Origin of the sequence: Stenotrophomonas sp. NPDC077659 (assembly GCF_050268705.1) — a bacterium.
In the GTDB taxonomy this organism is placed as follows: Bacteria; Pseudomonadota; Gammaproteobacteria; order Xanthomonadales; family Xanthomonadaceae; genus Stenotrophomonas.
Genome location: NZ_JBNNHG010000204.1, coordinates 1 through 5,052 on the forward strand (window position 1 = coordinate 1; position 5,052 = coordinate 5,052).

The 5,052-nt window shown below is 66.8% G+C and carries 3 protein-coding genes; all 3 read right to left on the minus strand.

Annotated elements, in window-relative coordinates:
* Positions 1 to 66: 66 nt before the first annotated feature.
* A complete protein-coding gene (locus ACQKDV_RS18235) occupies positions 67 to 2,313 on the minus strand; it encodes a methyl-accepting chemotaxis protein (protein WP_427785635.1) in 2,247 nt (748 codons plus the stop codon).
* A 387-nt stretch (positions 2,314 to 2,700) separates the two neighbouring features.
* A complete protein-coding gene (locus tag ACQKDV_RS18240) occupies positions 2,701 to 4,701 on the minus strand; it encodes a chemotaxis protein CheA (protein WP_427785637.1) in 2,001 nt (666 codons plus the stop codon).
* Between the two features lie 54 nt (positions 4,702 to 4,755).
* Positions 4,756 to 5,052, minus strand: a 297-nt coding sequence (locus ACQKDV_RS18245; RefSeq protein WP_427785638.1) for a response regulator, incomplete at its 5' end; no start/stop codon positions are given.

The following is a 5,052-nucleotide window of genomic DNA, read 5'->3' on the forward strand; positions in this document are numbered from 1 at the left end:
CGCGTGGATGCCGGGGTCGGGTGTCGGCGGGATGCATCCACGCATGGCGTGGATCTACATGTGGGCTCAGAACTCCTGCCACTCGCCATCGCCAGCCAGTGCGGGCTGGGCGACCGGCTTGCGTGCAGGTGCCCGTGCCGGCACCGTCGCGGCTGCCGACGCAGCCTTGCGTGCGGCCGGGGCGGTGGCAGCCACGCGCGGCGGGACCGGCGACAGGCCGGGGGTTGCCAGGCGGAAGCGGGCGACCGCTTCACCCAGCTGCGCGGCCTGGTCTTCCATCGCTCGCGCGGCCGCAGTGGCTTCTTCCACCAGCGCGGCATTCTGCTGGGTGGTTTCGTCCATCTGCACCACGGTCTGGTTGACCTGTTCGATACCGGCGCTCTGTTCCTGAGAGGCTGCCGAGATCTCGGCCATGATGTCGGTGACGCGCTGCACCGAAGCAACGATCTCGCCCATCGTGCTGCCCGCCTGATGCACCAGGCTGGAGCCTTCGGCCACCTTGCTGACCGAATCGTCGATCAGGCCCTTGATCTCCTTGGCGGCTGCGGCCGAGCGCTGGGCGAGAGTGCGCACTTCGCTGGCGACCACGGCGAAACCGCGACCCTGCTCACCGGCACGTGCGGCTTCTACCGCCGCGTTCAGTGCGAGGATGTTGGTCTGGAATGCGATGCCGTCGATCACCGAGATGATCTCGGCGATCTTCTTCGACGACGCCTCGATGGCCGACATGGTGGTGACTACCTGGCCGACCACGTCACCCCCCTGTGAGGCGACGCCGTGTGCGCCGATGGCCAGCTGGTTGGCCTGGCGGGCGTGCTCGGCGTTCTGCTTCACGGTGGACGTCAGTTCCTCCATCGAGGCCGCGGTTTCTTCCAGATTGGCGGCCTGCTGTTCGGTACGGCGTGACAGGTCGCTGTTGCCCGATGCGATCTCGCCCGCGGCCAGCGTGATGCTGCCGGCGCTGGCCTGGATCTGGCCGACGATCTGGGTCAGCTGGGTGACGGTGGTGTTGGCATCGTCACGCATGCGCGCGAACACGCCATTGAACTGGCCGTCCATGCGGGCAGTCAGGTCGCCCTCGGCGATGGCCTGCAGCAGCTGCGAGAGCTGGCCGAGGTTGCTGTCGGCCACCTGCATCATCGAGTTCAGCTGCTCGATCATCACCTTGAAGTCATGATCGAAGCGTCCGGCGTCGCCACGCTGGCTGAAGTCGCCGGCGGCGGCGGCGTTTGCCAGCTGCTGGATCTGCGTGTTGATGGCCAGCAGGCTGGCCTTGGCAGCATCCATCGATTCATGCAGGATCGCGCGGCTGCCTGGCAGGCGGCGCGCGTCCGGCGCCAGGTTGCCGACCGCGTACTGGTTCAGCACGTCGATGGCATCGCGGATCGCATCGAGGTGTTCGAAGATGACGGTGTTGATGCCGCCGGCCAGCTGGCCGTACACGCCGGGGAAATCCTCAGGGATGCGGTGGTTGATGTCCGGGCCGGCATGCATCTGCGCCATCAGCTGGGTCTGTTCCGAGAACCGGCGCAGCAGGGCGGTCATGTCGCTGGTTGCAGTCAGCATGCGCCCGGCTTCATCCTTGCTGGTAGCCTGCGCGGTAACGCTGAGATCGCCACGCGACACCGCCTGGATGGCGGTCAGGGCTTTGCCGAGCGGGACGGTGACGGCGCGCGAGATGACCACGGCCAGCGCAGCGGCCACCAGCGAAAGCAGCACGATGGTGCTGATGATGGCGATGATGCTGTGGCGATGGGTGGCGTTGGCATCGTCGATCTTGCCCTGCATCTGGTTTGCGATGTAGGTGCTGAGGGCTTTCAGGTCCTCGAAGACCTTGCGGCGCGCGGGACGCGACTGCGCATCGGAAATCTGCTGGGCCAGTGCGGCGTCGCCTGCGTTGGCGGCTTCGCGCAGCTTCGCGTTGGCGGCGAAGTAGGCGTGCACACCTGCCTTGACCGGTGCATACAGGGCACGCTCCCTGTCGCCTGCCGGCAGGGCGGCGTAGTCCTCCAGCTCCTTGCGCACGATGGCAGCGGTGTCATCCATGCGCTTGTTGTAGTCAGCCACCTTTTCCGGCTGGTCGAGCATGGTCAGCAGGGCCATTTCGTAGGTGCGGAACTCGCCGAGCTGCGAACGCACTTCGCCCAGGTGCTGCACGGAGGGGATATCGTTGCTGGCCATGCTTCCCAGCTGGGCATTGGCCTCGCTGAGGCGGACCAGGGCGAACACGCCCAGGACCAGGGTCATCAGCGTTGTCAGGGTGAACCCCACGGCCAACTTGCGGGCGATGGGCAGATCGTTGAACCACTTCATGCAGGGGTGCTCCAGGTGGGCGATGGGCCGGCGCGTGGGCGCGGGCCCGGAGATTGCAGAGGGGAACGGTCGCGCCGGTGGGGGTTCGGTGACTGCCGTCAAAGCCAGATAGCGGCGTGGTCCGGGCGGACTTTATGGATGGACGTCACATTTGTTTCGGGCGCGCGAAAACCTGCGAAAGCCCTGTGGGGCGGGACCTTTCGCGGACTGCAGTGGTTGCGGTGGAAACTGCTCTGGCGACGGAGGTCACAGTGCGCTGGGGGGGAGGGTCAGAGCCCTTCGCACAGCAAAGGGCTCTGACCCCGTAAGCGACCCCAGTGGCGCGGACACAAACGAAAACCGCCGCCCCTGAGGGCGGCGGTCCGGGGGACAGCGTGGCGGGTTGAGTCAGGCGGCCTGCGGCACGCGCAGCGAACGGACCAGGCCGCCGATGTCCACGATCAGGGCGACGCGGCCATCACCGAGGATGGTGGCACCCGACACCCCGCCAATGCGGCGGTAGTTGTTCTCGATGTTCTTCACTACCACCTGCTGCTGACCGACCAGCTCATCCACTTCCAGGGCGATCTTCTGGCCATCGCCTTCGACCACCACCACCAGCGATTCGCTGTTGGCGCTGCGGGTGCCGTAGCCGTAGTACTCGCTCAGCGACAGGATGGGCAGGTACTCGCCACGTACGCGCAGCACGCGTCCTTCGCCGGCCATGCTGCGGATGTCTTCGGCCTGCGGCTGCAGGGCTTCCAGTACGTAGGCCAGCGGCAGGATCAGGGTTTCGCCGGCCACCGCCACGGTCATGCCGTCGAGGATGGCCAGGGTGAGCGGCAGGCGGATCAGCGTGCGCGTACCGCTGCCCAGGCTGCTTTCGATCTGTACTTCACCGCCCAGCGCCTGGATGTTGCGGCGGACCACGTCCATGCCTACGCCGCGCCCGGACAGATCGGTCACGGCATCGGCGGTGGAGAAGCCAGGCTGGAAGATCAGGTCCCAGACCTGCGAATCGGTCGGGTTGTCCGGCACGCTCAGGCCGCGCTCCTGCGCTTTGGCCAGGATCTTCTCGCGGTTCAGGCCGCGGCCGTCGTCGCTGACTTCGATGACGATGTGACCGCCCTGGTGTGATGCGGCCAGGGTGATCGTACCGGTCTCATCCTTGCCTGCATCACGGCGGACATCCGGCATTTCCAGGCCGTGGTCGATCGAGTTGCGGACCAGGTGGACCAGCGGGTCGGCGATCTTCTCGATCAGGCCTTTGTCCAGTTCGGTACCCTCGCCGACGGTACGCAGGCGCACCTGCTTGCCCAGGCGGCTGGACAGGTCGCGGACCAAGCGCGGGAAGCGGCGGAATACCGCATCCACCGGCAGCATGCGCACGCCGATCACCGCTTCCTGCAGGTCGCGGGTGTTGCGCTCGAGCTGGTCCAGCCCGGCGAACAGGCTTTCGGCGTGCACCGGGTCCAGTGCATGCGAGACCTGCTTGAGCATGGCCTGGGTGATGACCAGTTCGCCCACCAGATTGATCAGCGCGTCGACCTTGTCCACGCTGACGCGGATCGAGGTTTCGGCTTCATGGTTGCCGCCACTGTTGGCAGGTGCTGCTGCAGGCGCGGCCGTCGCCGCCGGGGCGGCGGGCGTGGAAGCGGCATTGGCCGGTGCCGCAGGCGCCTGGGTGGCCAGGCTTGGCGGGGCGGCCGGGCGGATGTCCAGCTCGCAGTCGTCCAGCACCCACGCAAAGGTATCTTCGATCTTGCTGCGGGCCACCTTGCCGACCAGGCCCAGGTCCCACGCCAGATGGGCTTCCAACGGGTCAAGCTGGGCGAAGCCGGGCAGGCGCTCCATGCGCGCAGCCACCTGCAGCGAACCCAGGTGTTCCAGTTCGCGGATGATGCGCAGCGGGTCGTTGCCGCTCATGAACAGCGACGGCGCCGGGGTGAAGCCGATCTGCCAGGCTTCGGGCGTGTCGTCCACCTTGGTATCGGCAACGGCCGGAGCGCTGGCGGCGGCCTGGCCTGACAGCACCGCTTCCAGGCGTGCCTTCACCGCAGCAACGGCGGCCGGGTCTGCGGCCTGGCCATGTTCGGCTTCGCGCAGCAGGGCGCGCAGCACGTCCACCGAGGACAGCATGGCGTCCACCGCCGCGGGTTCCAGTGCGCGCTTGCCGGCGCGCAGCTCATCCAGCAGCGTTTCCAGTACGTGGGTCAGGCTGGCAATGGCATCGAAGCCGAAGGTACCGGCACCGCCCTTGATGGAGTGGGCGGCGCGGAACACCGAGTTGATGATCTCTGCGTCCTGCTGCCCCGACTCCAGGGCCAGCAGGCCGGCCTCCATCGCATCGAGGCCTTCGCGGCTCTCTTCGAAGAACGTGGCGTGGAAACGTTGCAGGTCCATGCTCATGGCAGAGGCAATCCGGAAACGGTGGGGTAGGGGTGATTCAGGAGTGCGGAGCGATCAGCCCAGCACCTTCTGCACGGTGGCGACCAACTGCTCGGGGTTGAATGGCTTGACCAGCCAGCCGGTGGCACCGGCGGCCTTGCCTTCGGACTTCTTGTCAGCTGCCGATTCGGTGGTCAGCATCAGCATCGGGGTGAATTTGTAGTCCGGCAGCTGGCGCAGTTCACGGATCAGGCTGATGCCATCCATGTTGGGCATGTTGACGTCGGTGACCACCGCGTTGAACCGCTGGCCCTTGGCGCGACCCAACGCGACCGCGCCGTCTTCGGCTTCTTCAACGGCAAAGCCGGCCGA

Bases quoted from the DNA above. Each gene is read 5' to 3' on its own strand.
- ACQKDV_RS18235 (WP_427785635.1), bottom strand. From the start codon at position 2,313: ATGAAGTGGTTCAACGATCTGCCCATCGCCCGCAAGTTGGCCGTGGGG.
- ACQKDV_RS18240 (WP_427785637.1), bottom strand. From the start codon at position 4,701: ATGAGCATGGACCTGCAACGTTTCCACGCCACGTTCTTCGAAGAGAGC.